The sequence below is a fragment of the Serratia sp. TSA_105.2 genome, assembly GCF_052692115.1.
The window spans coordinates 41,394-56,135 of the sequence record NZ_JBQZFT010000002.1 but is presented as its reverse complement, the minus strand read 5'-3'; the positions used below and the strand labels follow the sequence as shown (position 1 = coordinate 56,135).

The 14,742-nt window shown below is 56.8% G+C and carries 16 protein-coding genes and 1 pseudogene; all 17 read left to right on the top strand.

The features are described from left to right. Positions 1-129: 129 nt before the first annotated feature. The 17 genes and pseudogenes from ACUTSC_RS06585 (at position 130) to ACUTSC_RS06505 (ending at position 14,742) form a co-directional block, all read left to right on the top strand. Positions 130-621 carry a DUF1441 family protein gene (locus tag ACUTSC_RS06585; RefSeq protein ID WP_063991044.1) on the top strand — a complete coding sequence of 164 codons (492 nt, stop codon included), beginning with the start codon at positions 130-132 and terminating at the stop codon, positions 619-621. Continuing rightward, positions 614-2,707, top strand: a complete 2,094-nt coding sequence (locus ACUTSC_RS06580; RefSeq protein ID WP_445653204.1) for a phage terminase large subunit family protein — start codon at positions 614-616, stop codon at positions 2,705-2,707. The genes ACUTSC_RS06585 and ACUTSC_RS06580 overlap by 8 nt, the downstream gene beginning before the upstream one ends. Beyond that, entirely contained in the window at positions 2,704-2,916 is a 213-nt protein-coding gene (locus ACUTSC_RS06575) for a hypothetical protein (protein WP_063991046.1), read from the top strand. Before ACUTSC_RS06580 ends, ACUTSC_RS06575 begins: the two co-directional genes overlap by 4 nt. Further along, complete coding sequence (locus tag ACUTSC_RS06570) at positions 2,913-4,445, top strand: phage portal protein (protein WP_445653203.1); 1,533 nt, start codon at positions 2,913-2,915, stop codon at positions 4,443-4,445. Before ACUTSC_RS06575 ends, ACUTSC_RS06570 begins: the two co-directional genes overlap by 4 nt. Then, on the top strand, positions 4,366-6,423 hold the full coding sequence (locus ACUTSC_RS06565; RefSeq protein ID WP_445653202.1) for a ClpP-like prohead protease/major capsid protein fusion protein: 2,058 nt from the start codon (positions 4,366-4,368) through the stop codon (positions 6,421-6,423). Before ACUTSC_RS06570 ends, ACUTSC_RS06565 begins: the two co-directional genes overlap by 80 nt. A gap of 80 nt (positions 6,424-6,503) precedes the next feature. Next, a complete protein-coding gene (locus tag ACUTSC_RS06560; RefSeq protein WP_445653201.1) occupies positions 6,504-6,935 on the top strand; it encodes a DUF2190 family protein in 432 nt (143 codons plus the stop codon). Continuing rightward, positions 6,932-7,243, top strand: coding sequence for a hypothetical protein (locus ACUTSC_RS06555; RefSeq protein WP_445653200.1), 312 nt, complete (start codon positions 6,932-6,934; stop codon positions 7,241-7,243). Before ACUTSC_RS06560 ends, ACUTSC_RS06555 begins: the two co-directional genes overlap by 4 nt. After that, positions 7,215-7,775 (top strand): phage tail protein, encoded by a 561-nt coding sequence (locus ACUTSC_RS06550; RefSeq protein WP_445653199.1) that lies wholly within the window; start codon positions 7,215-7,217, stop codon positions 7,773-7,775. The genes ACUTSC_RS06555 and ACUTSC_RS06550 overlap by 29 nt, the downstream gene beginning before the upstream one ends. After that, positions 7,775-8,173 (top strand): phage minor tail U family protein, encoded by a 399-nt coding sequence (locus ACUTSC_RS06545; RefSeq protein WP_445653198.1) that lies wholly within the window; start codon positions 7,775-7,777, stop codon positions 8,171-8,173. The genes ACUTSC_RS06550 and ACUTSC_RS06545 overlap by 1 nt, the downstream gene beginning before the upstream one ends. A 10-nt stretch (positions 8,174-8,183) precedes the next feature. After that, positions 8,184-8,645 (top strand): annotated as a pseudogene (locus ACUTSC_RS06540) (phage tail tube protein); the annotation flags it as partial. A 57-nt stretch (positions 8,646-8,702) separates the two neighbouring features. Further along, the gene (gpG, locus tag ACUTSC_RS06535; protein WP_063991052.1) at positions 8,703-9,092 is read left to right on the top strand and encodes a phage tail assembly chaperone G; all 390 of its coding nucleotides are present in this window, start codon (positions 8,703-8,705) and stop codon (positions 9,090-9,092) included. Positions 9,093-9,112: 20 nt separating this feature from the next. After that, complete coding sequence (locus tag ACUTSC_RS06530; RefSeq protein WP_225527997.1) at positions 9,113-9,421, top strand: phage tail assembly protein T; 309 nt, start codon at positions 9,113-9,115, stop codon at positions 9,419-9,421. Next, positions 9,402-12,377 (top strand): phage tail tape measure protein, encoded by a 2,976-nt coding sequence (locus ACUTSC_RS06525; protein WP_445653197.1) that lies wholly within the window; start codon positions 9,402-9,404, stop codon positions 12,375-12,377. The genes ACUTSC_RS06530 and ACUTSC_RS06525 overlap by 20 nt, the downstream gene beginning before the upstream one ends. 1 nt (position 12,378) lies before the next feature. Continuing rightward, a complete protein-coding gene (locus ACUTSC_RS06520) occupies positions 12,379-12,708 on the top strand; it encodes a phage tail protein (RefSeq protein ID WP_063991055.1) in 330 nt (109 codons plus the stop codon). A 40-nt stretch (positions 12,709-12,748) separates the two neighbouring features. Beyond that, positions 12,749-13,447, top strand: a complete 699-nt coding sequence (locus tag ACUTSC_RS06515; RefSeq protein WP_445653196.1) for a phage minor tail protein L — start codon at positions 12,749-12,751, stop codon at positions 13,445-13,447. Positions 13,448-13,462: 15 nt separating this feature from the next. After that, a complete protein-coding gene (locus ACUTSC_RS06510; protein ID WP_445653195.1) occupies positions 13,463-14,191 on the top strand; it encodes a C40 family peptidase in 729 nt (242 codons plus the stop codon). After that, the gene (locus ACUTSC_RS06505) at positions 14,095-14,742 is read left to right on the top strand and encodes a tail assembly protein (RefSeq protein WP_445653194.1); all 648 of its coding nucleotides are present in this window, start codon (positions 14,095-14,097) and stop codon (positions 14,740-14,742) included. Before ACUTSC_RS06510 ends, ACUTSC_RS06505 begins: the two co-directional genes overlap by 97 nt.

The window sequence follows — 14,742 nt, the reverse complement described above, 5'->3', positions numbered from 1 at the left end:
CATCATCATGCAACTTATTGTTTTTTAGTCTTCATTTTTTTAAAGATGATGAATTGATTGTTTTTTGTTCGTCATCATGGCCTGCCTGGGAAGGGAGCGCGCAGAAAATCAGCCCGGAAAGGTGAATGGATGGACGGCGAACTGAAAAATCTAAAATGCAACATCAATCAGTTGGCTGCCATGACCGGGTTACATCGACAGACAGTGGCGAGCCGCCTTGCTGATGTGCCACTTGCCGAAGGCAGTAACGAAAAGAAAAAGCTGTATCAGATCACAGACGTCATTCGCATTTTGATGGACGCCCCGGCCTCCCCATCTGCTGAGCACCAAGACCCGGACAAAATGACGCCGAAAGAGCGTAAGGATTGGTTTGATTCCGAGAAGGGGCGCCTATGGTTGGAAAAAGAGATGCGCCAGGTGATCCCCGCTTCTGATGTGAGGTATCAGATGGCGGCGGTAATGAAAGCCGTAACACAGGCGCTTGAGACCTGGCCCGACAAATTGGAGCGAGACAGAGGGTGGACGCCAGATCAAATAACTGAAGCTCAGTCGGTTGTGGACGAAATCCGCGAGCTATTGGCTCATGCCGTCAGCGTTCAGGAGGATGTTGAAAATGAGTAAGCTGGAGTATGGCTCTGCAGAGGCGATCCGCATGGAGGTTTCTCAATTGCTCCGCCCACCAATGAGAATGCCGGTCGCTGATGCCGTCAGGCGCTATATGCGTGTTCCGCGTGGCGCCGGCAACTCAATTCCATGGGAATCTACGCTGACGCCCTACATGATTGAGCCAATGAACACGTTGGCAGAACGAGCTTATGATGCTGTTGTTTTCGCAGGGCCAGCCCGGACAGGAAAAACGCTTGGCCTGATCGACGGGTGGATTGTTTATGGCATCGTTTGTGATCCTGCTGACATGCTGGTGGTGCAAATGACGGAAACCAAAGCCCGTGAACACTCCCGCACCCGCCTGTCACGAACGTTCGCTCACAGTTCTGAAGTTAAAAAGCGGCTAAGCCCGTTAAGGAATGACAACAACGTTCACGATAAATTGTTTCGCGATGGTTCTTTTCTGAAGATCGGCTGGCCGTCCATCACAGTTTTTTCTTCATCGGACTATAAACGGGTTGCCCTGACGGACTATGATCGTTTTCCCGAAGATATCGATGGCGAGGGCGATGGTTTCTCGCTGGCGTCAAAACGTACCACGACTTTTATGTCCGCCGGCATGACGCTGGTGGAAAGCTCTCCTGGCCGGGAAATTACCGATTCCAAATGGCGCAGGTCAGCACCTCATGAGGCGCCACCCACCACAGGTATCTTATCGCTCTATAACCGCGGCGATCGCCGTCGCTGGTATTGGCCGTGCCCGCATTGTGGTGAGTATTTTCAGCCGGCGATGGAAAACATGGCCGGATATCGCGACATCGCCGATCCGGTAGAGGCCAGTGAGTCCGCGCATCTGTGTTGCCCGCATTGCAGCGGCAAGATTACGGCAGATCAAAAACGTGAGCTTAATAACCGGGGTATCTGGTTGGTTGAGGGGCAACAAATTGATCGCAAGGGTGTGATTACCGGTGAGCCCCGGCGTTCGCGCATTGCCAGTTTCTGGATGGAAGGCCCGGCGGCCGCGTACCAAACCTGGGCGCAGCTGGTTTATAAACTGCTGACCGCCGAGCAGGAATATGAACGTACCGGCAGTGAAGAGACCCTCAAAGCCATTATCAATACGGACTGGGGATTGCCTTATTTGCCGAGACGCTCTCAGGAACAGCGGCAGGGTGATGTGCTGATGGCGCGTGCTGAACCGCTGGGCAAGCGGCTGGTGCCGGCCGGCGTGCGTTTCCTGGTGGCGACGGTGGATGTGCAGGGGGGAAGCAAGCGCCGTTTTGTCGTGCAGATAACCGGATATGGCGCCAAAGGGGAGCGATGGGTGGTTGACCGTTTCGAACTTTGCCAATCGTTGCGCACTGATGACCATGGCGAAAGCCAGCGCATCAACCCGGCGGCTTTTATTGAAGACTGGGAACTGCTGCGCGCGGACGTACTGAATAAAACCTATCGGTTGGCCAGCGACCCGCACATCACCATGGGCATTCTGGCGATGGCCGTTGACTCCGGCGGTGAAGACGGCGTGACGGATAACGCGTACCGATTTTGGCGCCAGTGCCGGCGGGACGGCCTGGGCAAGCGGGTGTTTCTCTTTAAGGGAGACAGTTTTTCACGTGGCAAGCTCATCACCTGCAGTCACCCCGACAACACAGAACGCTCCGATCGGCGAGCCAGGGCTCGGGGTGATGTACCACTACACCTGCTGCAGACCAATGAGTTGAAAGACCGGGTTGCCGCTGCGCTTGAGCGCGATGTGCCAGGACCCAATTATGTGCATTTTCCTGACTGGCTGCCACCGAGCTTCTACGACGAGTTGACCTATGAAGAGCGTCAGCCCGATGGACGCTGGGTGAAGCCTGGGCGTGGCGCCAACGAGGCGTTCGACCTGTTGGTCTATGCGCATGCCCTGGCCATTCTGCAGGGGTATGAAAATATTGACTGGGATAAGCCGCCCGCCTGGGCTCGTTTGCCCGAACAGGGCGAGCCTTTGCCGATGCCCACTAGAGCTGATGAACAACGCGAGGGCCGGGAAAGCGCGTTGAAAAAAGAAAAACGCAAAAAGCCGTCCGCGTGGAGCGGTGGTGGAGGTTGGTTATGAGACGGGAGCGACTGGAGCGTCTGGTCGAAAAGTATTACGACGCAGAGGAAGCCGTGCTGGATGGGAAGTCGGTCATGCTGAACGGTCAGTCAATGACCATGGAAAATTTAAGCGAGATCCGCAAGGGCAGGCAGGAAATTGAAAGCCGCCTGGCACAGCTGAATGGCGCTGGTTCGCGTTCTCTTTATTCACTGGCGAGGTTCAAATGAGCGTATTGGACAATCTTATTGGTGCGTTTTCACCGGGCTGGAAAGCTGCCCGACTTCGGTCGCGCGCCATGATCCGCGCCTATGAAGCGGTGATGCCGACCCGGACCCACAAGGCCAGGCGTGAAACGCGCTCACCCAATCAGCTGACGCAGTATGGTGGCCGTTCATTGCGTGAGCAGGCACGGTTTTTGGACAGCAATCACGATTTGGTGATTGGTGCGTTGGACAAGCTTGAGGAACGCATCATCGGGGCGAAAGGCATCATCGTTGAGCCGCAGCCGCTGACACGCGCAGGAGAGCTCGATAAGTCGCTGGCTGATCAGATCCGAAGCGCATGGGCAGAGTGGTCGGTCTCTCCCGATGTTACCGGCCAATATACCCGCCCAGTGCTTGAACGACTGTTGCTTCGAACCTGGCTGCGAGACGGTGAAGTTTTCGCCCGCGTGTTTGTCGGAAAAGGGGCGGGGTTAAAAAAAGAGCGGGGTATCCCCTTTTGGATTGAGGCTCTGGAGCCTGACTTCGTACCCGATAATCTCACAGCACCCGATCAAGGTGTGGTTCAGGGCATTGAGTTGGATGCCTGGAAACGGCCACTCCGCTATATGGTCTATCGCAGCCTGCCTTCTGAGGGGATGTCAGCCGGGCTGTACGATAAGGTGGATGCTGGGCAGATGTTGCACCTCAAGTTTACCCGTCGCCTGCACCAACTGCGTGGCGTGACCCTGCTTTCGGGGGCCATCATTCGCATTGCCGATCTCAAGGATTATGAGGACAGCGAGCGCATTTCCGCACGCATTGCAGCATCGCTGGGAATGTATGTCATCAAGGGGGATGCGCTCAACTATGAAGATAAAGCGGCAGAAGACGGTCCACGCGAGCTGGATTTCGAACCTGGCATGCTCTTCGACGGTCTCCGGCCAGGTGAGAAGGTGGGCATGGTCAAATCAGACCGGCCTAATACTGGGCTGGAGTCGTTCAGAATGGGGCAGCTGCGCGCCATTGCTGCCGGTACGCGCGTCAGTTTTTCTTCAATCTCGCGAAATTACGACGGCACCTATAGTGCCCAGCGTCAGGAGTTGGTGGAGGCGCAGGAAGGGTACGGGATCTTGCAGGATGCCTTTATCGCTCAAGTTACCCGCCCGCTGTATCGCCGTTGGCTGGATGCGGCTATTTCGACCGGCGCCATTCGGGTGCCGGCAGATATTGATACCGACACCCTCTACAACGCTGTCTACAGTGGCCCCGTGATGCCCTGGATCGACCCGCTGAAAGAGGCGAATGCCTGGCGGGTAATGATCCGCGGTGGTTCGGCAACGGAAAGTGAGTGGATCCGTGCGCGAGGTGGCAACCCTGCAGAGGTAAAACGGCGCCGCAAGGCAGAAATTGACGATAACCGTGCGCAGGCATTGGTGTTTGACACCGATCCGGCTAATGACAAAGGAGCGGCTCATGCCGACAACAACGACGATAACAACGACGATAACACAACGACCGAAAGCGGTCGCAACCGCGAGGGGCGGGGACGGTAAAAGCTGGTTCAGTATTCGGGCCAGTTCGCAAAACACGGCCGATATCAGTATTTATGACGAAATTGGCTTTTGGGGTATCACTGCTCGTCAGTTTGCCGAAGATTTGGCGGCGCTGGGGCCGGTTAGTCACATCAACCTGCATATTCACTCACCGGGAGGCGATGTTTTTGACGGCATAGCCATCTACAACCTGCTCAAGAATCATTCTGCGAGCAAAACGGTCTACATTGACGGCCTGGCCGCTTCCATGGCTTCGGTTATCGCGATGGTTGGCAACCCTATCATTATGCCCGAAAACGCCATGATGATGGTTCATCGGCCCTGGGGGATCGCCGGCGGCGACGCCGACGACATGCGTAACTACGCTGAACTGCTTGAAAAGATGGAAACCGTCCTTATTCCGGCCTATGCCGAAAAAACCGGCAAGTCGCCAGAGGAGATAACGGCGCTACTTGCTGATGAAACCTGGATGTCCGGCAGCGAATGTGTTGCGCAGGGCTTTGCCGATAAGGTGCTGTCGCCCGTCAAGGCTATGGCGCAGATCCAATCAAAACGTATAGAGGAATTTGAACATATGCCTAACAGCATCAAAAACATGATCGTGCAGCCACAGGCAAGCACCACGCAGCAGCCCGTACCGGCGGCTTCGACAGTATCTCATCCAGCGCCGCAGGCCGTCGATGAAACGGCTATCCGAGCCCAGGAGCGTGAATCTCAGCGTCAGCGTGTGGAGCAGATCACTACGCTGTTTAACCGGCTCGGGCCAAGCCACACCGAGCTGATGGTGAAGTGCGTCGGGGACGTGAATTGCTCCTTCGAGCAGGCCAAGGATTCGTTGCTGGAAGTGTTGGCAAGCCAAATTACGCCGGTGGATACCACTACCTCCCCGGTGAATAAGCCGAACGCGCATATCTACGCCGGCAACGGCAACATTGTGGGGGACGGCGTGCGTGCATCCCTGATGGCGCGGGCGGGCTACAGTGAAGGCGAACGCAGCAACCCCTACAACGCTATGACCCTGCGTGAGCTGGCCCGTATGTCCCTGACTGAACGCGGCATCGGTATTGCGAGCTATAACCCGATGCAAATGGTTGGTCTGGCCTTCACTCACAGCACATCAGACTTCGGCAATATTCTGATCGATGTGGCGAACAAATCCATCCTGCAGGGCTGGGAGGATGCGCCTGAAACGTTCGAGCTATGGACCAAGAAAGGGCAGCTGTCAGATTTTAAAACTGCGCATCGCGTGGGCCTGGGCGGTTTCCCTTCGCTGCGAAAAGTTCGTGAAGGGGCTGAGTACAAATATGTTACTACCACGGACAAGCAGGCAACGATTGCGCTGGCAACCTACGGCGAGTTGTTCAGCATTACCCGCCAGGCGATCATTAATGACGATCTGAGCATGCTCACCGATGTGCCGATGAAGTTGGGGCGTGCGGCCAAGGCCACGATTGCCGATTTGGTTTATGACATGCTCGTCAGCAACCCCAAACTGAGTACGGACGGCCTGCCGCTGTTTGATGCGAAGCACGACAATATCAGTAGCGGCGTGGTTGATGTGGCCACCATTGACAAGGCGCGACAGTTGATGCGTCGCCAGAAAGAGGGCGAGCGACATTTAAATATTCGTCCGGCCTTTATGTTGGTGCCTACTGCACTGGAATCGACGGCCAACCAGGTGATCCGTTCGGCCAGCGTCAAGGGTGCCGATGTCAATGCCGGCATCATCAACCCGGTCAAGGACTTTGCGACGGTGATCGCCGAACCGCGCCTGGACGATGCGAGCTCGTCCGACTGGTATCTGGCGGCAGCCAAAGGCACGGACACCATCGAGGTAGCTTACCTGAACGGGGTTGATACACCGTATATCGACCAGCAACAGGGCTTCGAGTCCGACGGCGTCACCACCAAAGTGCGCATCGATGCCGGTGTGGCGCCTATCGATCACCGCGGCCTGGTGCGCGTTACCGGCAAGTGATCTCTTCGTAATGCATGCCCGCCCGTCAGGGCTTTTTTTATACCTAAAATCCGGCCCTGCGGGGCCGTGGAGATGCAATCATGGCAAAGAATTATCAGCAGGCAGGACTGACCATTCCGGTCGTTAATGACACGCAGAAGGCGATTGCCAGCGGCGATGTGGTGGTGATCGGCGGACTCGCCGCCGTTGCCATCACGGACATTGCGCCGGGTGAGACCGGAGATGGATTTGCCGAAGGCGTATTTTTGGTGCCTAAAAAAGAGGGTGACGCCTTCAGCGCCGGCCAATCGGTCTTTTTGGCTGAGGATAAGGCCGCGTCGGCCGGCGAGAAAGCTATTGGCCTCGCATGGGAAGCCGCTGCAGCGGAGAGTGGAACAGTGGCGGTAAAACTTAACATCGGCGGCGGCACGGGTGGTGCCGCGCCGGGCCCTCAGGGGCCGAAAGGCGATAAGGGCGATCCTGGCCCGCAAGGCCCTAAAGGTGATAAAGGGGACAAGGGCGACCCGGCATGAGTACCCCATTCTCCCGAATGACTGCCAGGATGGACAGCGTGACGCAATCTCGCATGGCAAAGCCCGTCTTAATCAACGCCCTGAGCTACCCCGCCGTGGATGCTCACACGTTGCCTGAGATGGGTCCCGTTAATGGCGATGGCGTGACGCTGGTGGTTTTCGACACTTCCTATCTTCCAGCCCGCCGTGATGCGGTGGTCTGGGAGGGGGGCCATTATCGCGTCGAACGTTGGCACATTTACAACGGAAAACCGCAAATTTGGCTTGAGGAGGCTGTGAATGAAGGGGATGGAACAGGCAATCCGTAATCTTAACAGCCTGAGCAAGGACATGGTGCCTGTGGCCACAGCCCAGGCCATCAACCGGGTCGCGGTGCGGTCTATCAGTCGCAGCACCAAGCGGGTGGCCGGCGAGGTGCGCATTCAGCAAAAACTGGTGCGTCAGCGTGTTCGACTTCGGCGGGCCAGCCCGGAACAAAATCCTCCCAGGGCGAGGCTGACGGTCAACCGTGGCAACCTTCCGGCGATCAAGCTGGGGGCTGCCCGGATGCAGATCTCGCGCCGTGCGGGACTTTCCGGCGGTCAGGGTAGCGTGCTGAAAATCGGCCGTTACACCTTTCGTAATGCCTTTATTCAGCAGCTGGCCAACGGGCGATGGCACGTTCTGCGACGGATTGGCAAGAAAAGATATCCCATCGAGGTCGTCAAAATCCCCCTGGCTACGCCACTGACTTCAGCTTATCAGGAGGAAACGCGCAAACTCCTGCAGGCGGACATGGGAAAAGAAATGGGCTATGCCCTTAAAAACCAGTTGCGCCTCTATTTGAAGCGAGGAGTGTAGTGCAAAAACATACCGAGATAAGGCGGGTCGTCCTTGACGCGCTCAAATCACACATCAAAGGGGCGGCTTTTCACGATGGTCGCCCTGTTTTTTTGGATGAAAAGGAATTGCCGGCGGTCGCGGTGTACCTGACGGAGGCTCAGCACACAGGGGCCTATACCGATGCCGACAGTTGGCAGGCCGTGTTGCACGTTGAGGTGTTTTTACGGGCCTCGAATCCAGATTCTGCACTCGATGCATGGATGGAAAAAAACATCTATCCCGCACTGGCGTCCGTGCCCGGTTTGGCAAGCCTCATCGAGACGATGACCCCTCAGGGTTATGACTATCAGCGAGATGATGAAATGGCGACATGGGGCTCCGCTGATCTTACCTATTTACTCACCTACTTCATGTAAGGAAAAGACGATGGCGACACCGAATCCGCTCGAGCCCGTCAAGGGCGCCGGCACTACGCTGTGGATCTATACCGGCAAAGGCGATGCAACCAAAGATCCGCTCAGTGACACCGACTGGACGCGTTTGGCGAAAATCAAGGAGCTGCAGCCCGGGGAAATTACTGCAGAGAGTTATGACGACACGTATCTGGATGACCCGAATGCTGACTGGAAGGCGACAGCGCAGGGCGAAAAATCCTCTGGTGAGGCCAATATCACCCTGGCCTGGAAGCCGAAAGAGCAAGGCCAAAAGGATTTGCTGGACTGGTTTAATACCGGCGCTGTGCGCTACTACAAAATCCGCTACCCCAACGGCACGGTTGATCTGTTCAAGGGATGGGTCAGCGGACTGGGCAAGTCCGTGCCCGCCAAGGAAGTGATCACCCGTACCATTAAGGTCACCAATACGGGCAAGCCCGAATTGGCTGAAGAAATGAAAGATGCGGCACCGACCGATCCCAAGCAGGTCGGCTAATATCCAGGAGTTACCATGTTTTTGAAAAAAGAGCCATTCATTTACAACGGTGAGCAAGTGCAGCTGCATGAGCTCTCCGCCCTGCAACGTGCTGAATACTTCGAATTTCTGGCGAGTAAAGATACCGGCTCCGAGGGCGAACAGCCCGACGTAGCGCAAACCGCTGCATTGATACGCCTGAATACCGAGGTCAATGCCTGGTTGGTATCGCGTTCCTTGTGGCATGACGACCGCGATCGGGATGTTGAGACGATTTTCCGTGAGATCCTCGCCACCTGGCCAGACAAGGCACTGGCTCAGGCGGTTGATAAGGTTCTGGTGCTCAGCGACATGAAAGGCGCTGGATCCACGGAAGGTGAAGACGCCGCAGATGATTCCCAGGCCGATAGCCTGGAAAAGCCTTAACCCGCGAGCGAGAGTTCATCCTGCGCCTGGCCCATGAGTTTCGCCGGGCTGATTGGCGCAGGATGCTTAGTGAAATGACTGCCAGTGAATTCGCGTGCTGGGTACGGTTTTTCGGCGAAACGCCATTCAGCAACCGGTTACTGGATGCTGAATTTGCGGCATTGAACAGCACAATAGTGTCACTGGTATCTGGCGATGTCGGCATGAGTGCGCGGGATTTCAGTTTGCTTGCGGCTGAGCAGGCGCCGGAAGAAATGACTGAGGAATTGCTGATGTCTGCCGGCGAAGGTTTGGCGGGAGGAATACGTTATGGCGCAGCAGATAGCTGATCTGGTCGTCAATCTTAATGCTGATACGGTCCGTTTTCATGAACAGATGGGCCGTGTTGAGCGTCAAATGCAGGAAGCTGGCCGCAAGGCAGATGTGTCAGCGGAGCGGATGCGCCGGCTGGCCGAACGTCAGGCTTCAGCCATCAGTGATGCAGCTCAGGGGAGTGCTCAGGCCGTTGTTCAGGCGCAAGCCCGGCAGGCTGCATCATCCGAAAAATTGGCTGAGAAATGGGCCGCGCAGGCGCTGGCGGTTGAAGAGACGCATAAGCGAGTCGCTGACTACAGCCGCCGTCTGCAAAGCAGCCAATCGCAGGCTACCGCATTGGCCCGGGAACAGGATGGGCTAACTGCTTCTTTTTTCCGCCAGATCGATGGCGTGAAGCAGCTCGATGGCAGCTTGCAGCAACTGCGTGCCATTCAAGCTCGGATCCGTGAGGCACGCAAAGCCGGCAACATCAGCCAAAATGATTACCTCACGTTGGTGACGCACACCACGGCAAAAGTGAAGGAGCTTTCCGCTGCAGAAGCCCAGGCGGGGCGTGACAAAGCTCGGTTTATTCAGCAACTCAAGAGCCAGGTCGCCACACAGCAACTCTCTCGCACCGAAATGTTGCGCTTTCGGGCCGCGCAACTGGGTGTCGGGGATGCTGCTGATATTTATATCCGCAAGCTTGAGGCCGCCAAAGGCAGTACCCATGAGTTAGGTCTGAAAAGCGCTGCAGCGCGTCGTGAATTGGGGATCTTGTTCGGTGAGGTGGCTCGGGGAAACTTCGGGGCACTCCGTGGCTCGGGCATTACGTTGGCAAACCGCGCCGGCTGGATTGACCAACTGATGACGCTGCGAGGGCTGGGCATCGCCGGTGTTGTCGGCGGTATTGCGGGTGGGCTCTACGCCGTGGTCAAGGCCTGGCATGATGGCTCACAGGAAGCCGTCGAGTTCAATCGTCAGCTTATCCTGACGGGGAATTATGCGGGTAAAACAGCCGGCGATCTGCAGTTAATGGCAAGAGCACTCACCAGCAATAGCGTCACACAGCATGATGCCGCCGATGCATTGGCGAAAGTGGTGGGTTCCGGCAGTTTCTCTGGCAACACTATCACCCAAATTGCGGACACTGCGGCGAAGCTCAAGGCGAATGTCGGGCAGTCAATCGATGAGACGGTTAATCAGTTTAAGCGCCTGCAGGATGATCCTGTTCAAGCTGTCACCGAACTTGACAAGTCTTTGCACTTTTTGACCGCAACGCAACTCGAGCAGATCACTCACCTTTCCGAACAGGGGCGCGCTACAGACGCCGCCGCCCTTGCTATGGACAGTTACGCGACAGCCATGCGGCAGCGCAGTGGCGAGATCAAAGAGAACCTCGGTACGCTGGAATCGGCATGGAAATGGCTGGGGGATGCGGCATCGTCCGCCTGGGACAAGATGCTGAATATCGGCCGTGAGACCACGGTTAAGGACAAGATCCGCGAGGTTCAGCAGAAACTTGACGAGATTAAGCGCGCTCCTGGTAACCAGCTAAACCTTTACCGTGCGACCGGCCAAACGGCAACGGATCTCGAGAGAGAGCTTTCACAACTGAAAGAGCAGGATTACCAGGAAAGTGTGAAGGCGGCGCGAGAGAAAGCCGACCGCGACGAGGAGACGCGTCAAAAACGCCAGTTCCAGGCCAATCAGGCACTCAAGCAGCAGTATGAGACGGCAGAAGAGAAACACCAGCGTGAGCTGGCGAAGATCCGTAACTCCTATGCATCCCAGTCGGTGAAAGATGACGCCGTGCGTCGGGAAAACGAGCGCTATGCCAAGGAAAAAGCAAGGCAGACTCGCAAAGGGCCGCAGTATCGCGCACCGGCAGGCAACCTGGCAGATGAGAAGGCGCAAGGTGACCTGCTGGCCCTGGAATCGCGGCTTGAAGTCCTGAAAAAGCATAAAAGCGTCAATGATACGGTAAGCCGGCAGCGCCAAGACCTGTGGGAGGCGCAGGCGAAATTTACCGTGTTGGAGCAGGCAGCCGACAAGCGCAAATTAACTGCGCAGGAAAAGTCCCTCCTGGCCTCTCGCGACAGCATTCTCGCGCAAAAGGAAGCCCTGGCGGTGAAGGGGGACGAGGTTGCTCTGCAGGAAAGGCTTAATCGGCTCTCTGATCAGGCGGATAAGTACCTGGCGCAACAGCAGGCGAAGCAGGAAGCGATCGCCAACAGCCGGGGGCTGTCCGGGCGTGAAATGCAACGAGAGCTGGAAAGGCAGCAGCTTGCTTACGGTCAGAAAGATAACCCCCGCCTTGACGAACTGCAGGCGGCACAGGAAAAAACCTTTGCCCTGGAAGATCAGAAACGGGGCAATTGGCTGGCCGGCGCCAAAACGGCGTGGGCGGAGTATCGCGATGCGGCGCTTGATGTCAATGCGCAGATCAAAAATGCCAGCACGCAAGCACTGGACGGCATCAGCGGCCAATTGACCACCTTCCTGACCGAGGGAAAAGCCAGCTTCAAGGATTTCGCCAAGTCCATTCTGAAAATGCTGACCGAAATTTTGGTCAAAATGGCGCTGGTCAAAGGCATCAGCGCCGTCGCGGGAGCGTTTGGCGGCGGCTCAGTCGTACCGAATGCCGCGGGTGGCGTCTACCGTTCGCCAGGCCTGGGCGCCTGGAGTGGTCAGGTGGTCAACAAACCGACATTGTTCGCGTTCGCCCAAGGGGCCGGGTTGATGGGGGAGGCAGGGCCGGAAGGCATCTTCCCCCTTCGACGCGGCGCAGATGGCAAACTGGGCGTGGTGGCCAAACTTGCCGGCGCCGGAATGACCTTTGCCCCTAATTACAATGTGAGCATTAACAATGATGGCAGTAACGGGCAATTGGGCCCGGAGGCTGCGAGGGCGATTTATGACCTGGGTAAACAGGGGGCGCGTGACTTCTTCCTGCAGCAGCAGCGGGATGGTGGAATGATGGGGGCATGACATGGAGACATTCATCTGGAAAGTCAGGCCAGACATGCGCGTGGAGTCTGAGCCACGTGTGAAGTCGGTGGCTTTTGGCGACGGCTATGAACAGCGCCGGCCTGATGGCATCAATAATGACTTGAAAAAGTACAGCATCGCACTTTCGCGCAAACATGCCGAAGCGCAAGAGGTGGAGCGTTTTCTTGCCCGCCACGGCGGCGCGGCGGCATTTCTGTGGACCCCTCCTTTTCAGGCGCAGGCCATTCGTGTGGTTTGTCGAAAGTGGTCAACTTCCGTGAAACTGATTTGGACAGAATTTAGCGCCGAATTTGAACAGGTTGTTGCCTGAAGCGCCCGCGATATGCGGGCTTTTGATTTATGGAGCCTCAATGCAACAAATACCGCCAGAAATGCGCATTGCCATTACCGAAATCAATATGGATGCCCTGATCGAGCTGTACGACATCGACATGACACTGATCGGCGGCACGCGACTGCGTCTGCACAGCGGGGTAAATGGCATGATGAAGCCGGTAGTCTGGCAAGGGCATGAATACGAGCCTTATCCCATAAAAGGCAGCGGCTTTACCTTCAACGGTAAAGGCCCCGCGGCCAGGCCGACGCTGGAAGTCTCTAACCTGCTGGGGCTGGTCACCGCCATTGCAGGGGATTTTGACAGCGCCGTAGGCGGGGTGGTCATGCGCCGTCAGGTCTGCGTGCGTTATCTGGACGCCGTGAATTTTGCCGGCGGCAATCCGCAGGCAGACGCGTCTCAGGAGGTGGTCAGCCGCTGGGTGATTGAACAGATGACCAAACTGACCGCGCGTGCCGCCGAGTTTACCTTGTCGGCGCCCAGTGAAACGGATGGACTGATGCTTCCCGGCCGGGTCATCTTGTCCGATGTCTGCCCGTGGGGCTACCGGTCTGAAGAATGTGGATACACGGGGCCGCCCGTTGCCGATGAGTTCGGCAAACCGACTACCGACCCTGCCAGGGACAAATGCGGCCGGCGCTTATCTGACTGCAAGCTTCGTAACAACGCCGGCCGCATTGGCTGTTTCATCTCAACTTCCCGCCTGGGTAACTGACATTCAGGACACTGCATGATTGAAAAAGACATATTGGCGCACGCGCAGGCGGTGGCGCCGGCGGAATCGTGCGGCCTGGTGGTACGCACCGCGCAGGGGGAGCGCTATCTCCCGGCAGAAAACCGGGCCGTCTGGCGGGCGCAGCATTTTATCTTCACGCCCGAAGACTATATCCAGGCGAGCCGGCTGGGAGAGGTTGTCGCCGTGGTGCACAGCCACCCTGAAGGTGAGCCTTTTTTGAGTACTGCCGATCGCGAACATCAGGTCAATAGCGCCTTGCCGTGGTGGCTGGTCTGCGATGGCAAGATCCGCCGTTTTCGGTGCTTACCCCTGTTGCTGGGGCGGCAGTTCGTGCACGGTGATACCGATTGTTATGGGCTGTTTCGCGATGCCTACCATTTGGCAGGGATTGATTTACCGGATTTTTACCGCGGTGAGGACTGGTGGCGACGCGGGGATAACCTTTACCTCGATAACTTTGGTGATAATGGTTTTCGTCAGGTGAAAACGTCCATTCGACCGGGTGACATCATCCTTTGCTGCTATGCCAGTTCAGTTCCGAATCACGCTGCCGTGTATCTCGGCGACCAGACCATTCTGCACCATATTCCTAACCAACTCAGCAAACGCGAGGTGTATACCGACCGATGGCAACGCATGACTCACTCAATCTGGCGCTACCACGCGTGGCGACCTTCTGCCTGTACGGGGATCTACAACGATTTGGCCGCCGTTTTGCGATGAATGTCGAGAGCGCCGCCGAGGGACTTCATGGCCTGTTGATGCAGATCCCCCCATTGCGCCAACGCATCCGGGAGGGTTGGTATCAGGTGCGCATCGCCGGCTGTGATGTACTGCCCAATGACTTTCATCAGCGCTTACATGAACCATTGGCGCCCGGGGCCGTTGTGCATATCGTGCCAAGATTGGCAGGTGCTGCAAAGGGGGGCGCTTTCCAATTTATCGCCGGTGCCGCCATTCTGGCCGTAGGGTGGTGGAACCCGGCAGGATGGGGAGCGGCCGCAACGATAATGATGTCTACCGGCGCCGCCATGATGCTCGGCGGCGTGGCACAGATGCTGACACCGATGCCGAAATCGCCAACGCTTTCGCGCAGCGAGGAAGAAAAGGGCAACACGTATTTCAGCAATCTTGACAACGCTGTGGCGCAAGGTATGCCGGTGCCCGTGGTTTACGGTGAAATGCTCTGCGGTTCACGGGTGATCTCTCAGGCAGTAGAGATCATGGATGACGGAGACGCAAAACAGATTGATGCCGGCAAGCACGGCGGTTAA

What these genes read in the sequence shown, in the direction of transcription:
- ACUTSC_RS06515 (WP_445653196.1), top strand. Translation starts at nt 12,749, where the DNA reads ATGCAACAAATACCGCCAGAAATGCGCATTGCCATTACCGAAATCAAT.
- ACUTSC_RS06585 (WP_063991044.1), top strand. Translation starts at nt 130, where the DNA reads ATGGACGGCGAACTGAAAAATCTAAAATGCAACATCAATCAGTTGGCT.
- ACUTSC_RS06520 (WP_063991055.1), top strand. Translation starts at nt 12,379, where the DNA reads ATGGAGACATTCATCTGGAAAGTCAGGCCAGACATGCGCGTGGAGTCT.
- ACUTSC_RS06575 (WP_063991046.1), top strand. Translation starts at nt 2,704, where the DNA reads ATGAGACGGGAGCGACTGGAGCGTCTGGTCGAAAAGTATTACGACGCA.
- ACUTSC_RS06580 (WP_445653204.1), top strand. Translation starts at nt 614, where the DNA reads ATGAGTAAGCTGGAGTATGGCTCTGCAGAGGCGATCCGCATGGAGGTT.
- gpG (WP_063991052.1), top strand. Translation starts at nt 8,703, where the DNA reads ATGTTTTTGAAAAAAGAGCCATTCATTTACAACGGTGAGCAAGTGCAG.
- ACUTSC_RS06510 (WP_445653195.1), top strand. Translation starts at nt 13,463, where the DNA reads ATGATTGAAAAAGACATATTGGCGCACGCGCAGGCGGTGGCGCCGGCG.
- ACUTSC_RS06550 (WP_445653199.1), top strand. Translation starts at nt 7,215, where the DNA reads ATGAAGGGGATGGAACAGGCAATCCGTAATCTTAACAGCCTGAGCAAG.
- ACUTSC_RS06555 (WP_445653200.1), top strand. Translation starts at nt 6,932, where the DNA reads ATGAGTACCCCATTCTCCCGAATGACTGCCAGGATGGACAGCGTGACG.
- ACUTSC_RS06560 (WP_445653201.1), top strand. Translation starts at nt 6,504, where the DNA reads ATGGCAAAGAATTATCAGCAGGCAGGACTGACCATTCCGGTCGTTAAT.
- ACUTSC_RS06570 (WP_445653203.1), top strand. Translation starts at nt 2,913, where the DNA reads ATGAGCGTATTGGACAATCTTATTGGTGCGTTTTCACCGGGCTGGAAA.
- ACUTSC_RS06525 (WP_445653197.1), top strand. Translation starts at nt 9,402, where the DNA reads ATGGCGCAGCAGATAGCTGATCTGGTCGTCAATCTTAATGCTGATACG.
- ACUTSC_RS06505 (WP_445653194.1), top strand. Translation starts at nt 14,095, where the DNA reads ATGGCAACGCATGACTCACTCAATCTGGCGCTACCACGCGTGGCGACC.
- ACUTSC_RS06565 (WP_445653202.1), top strand. Translation starts at nt 4,366, where the DNA reads ATGCCGACAACAACGACGATAACAACGACGATAACACAACGACCGAAA.